The 1391-nt window shown below is 54.1% G+C and carries 1 pseudogene; it reads left to right on the top strand.

Annotation, left to right across the window (positions count from 1 at the left end):
• Positions 1–198: 198 nt before the first annotated feature.
• Positions 199–1391 (top strand): annotated as a pseudogene (locus tag HMPREF2129_RS11100) (IS3 family transposase); the annotation flags it as partial.

Genomic DNA, 1391 nt, shown 5'->3' with positions numbered 1-1391 from the left:
TGAACTGCTCCCCATTAGTTGGACTGAGAAGTCAGTTATCGACTAGTGGGGAGTAGTTTTCATTGAGAGCACGAAGTTCGCTAAGTGAGCAGCAGCGTGAGCAGTTGGTTGAGTGTTTCGAGCAAGGCATGGGATATGGGGCCGCTGCCAATGCTCTGGGTGTCTCCAAAGTCGCTGTCCGTATGCTCTATCGTCGGTTTCAACTGCATGGCAGGCTATGTCTTGTGGAGAAACCGACTAACCAGCAGTACTCGTTCGAAATCAAAAAGGAAGTTGTCCAACGCCATCTTGCCGGCGAGACAAAGATGAATCTTGCACGTGAGTTTGGCCTGTCGTCAGACCAGATGGTCAGTTATTGGTCGTGGAAATGGCGCAAGGGCGGCGACGAGGCACTAAAGCCGAAGCCGAAAGGCAGACCCAAAGGCTCAGCGGCGTCAAAGCCGCTTACCGAAGAGGAGCAGCTACGCCGTCAGATCGCACGGTTGGAAGCGGAAAACGCTTATCTAAAAAAATTGCGGGACTTGAGGAATCAGGGACGCGCCTGAAAGTCCGGGCGATTGTCATCCTCAAGTCACACCACCGCTTGGAATACCTCCTAGAAGCAGCAGGTATCCCACGGTCAACCTTCTTCTACCACCAGAAACGCCTTAGCCAACCGGATAAGCACGCCGCGCTTAAAGATGCCATCCGGGAAAGCTTCGAACGCAACAAGCATCGCTACGGCTACCGGCGAGTACTCCTTGACCTGCGTAACCAGGGCTGGGTGGTCAACCACAAACTCGTCTACAAACTCATGTGCGAGATGGGGCTGCGAGCCAAGATCCGCCGACGCAGACCGTATGTTTCCTACACCGGGACGATCAGCCACATCGCGGACAACAAACTTGACCGCAAGTTCACCCCGGATCAGCCAAATACCGTTTTCGTCAGCGACGTTACCGAGTTCAGGGTCGCAGGCCGCAAGGTCTACCTGTCACCAGTGATGGACCTGTTCGATCGTTCAATTGTTGCCCATACTGTGGATACATCGCCGTCGACAGCGTTTACCGCTGATTCCTTGACTAAGGCGATCGCGGTTTGTGCGCCTGAACCCGGGTGGATGATGCACACCGACCAAGGCTTCCAGTACCAGCATTCCTCCTGGCGGAATTTGATTCATGACAACGGTGGTGTGCAGTCGATGTCGCGTAAAGCCAACTGCTACGACAACGCGGTCATGGAGAACTTCTTCGGCCACTTGAAAACCGAAATGTACCACGGCCAAGTCTTCGACACCGTCGCAGAGTTCAACCAGGCGATCGACGAGTACATCCAGTGGTACAACACCGAACGCATCCAACAACGACTCAAGGGTCTGACCCCGATCCAATATCGGAATCAGACCCTTGAAG

Origin of the sequence: Corynebacterium tuscaniense DNF00037 (genome assembly GCF_000759055.1) — a bacterium.
GTDB lineage: Bacteria > Actinomycetota > Actinomycetes > Mycobacteriales > Mycobacteriaceae > Corynebacterium > Corynebacterium tuscaniense.
The sequence above is the reverse complement of the archived record's forward strand: the minus strand, read 5'-3'. Positions and strand labels throughout refer to the sequence as shown.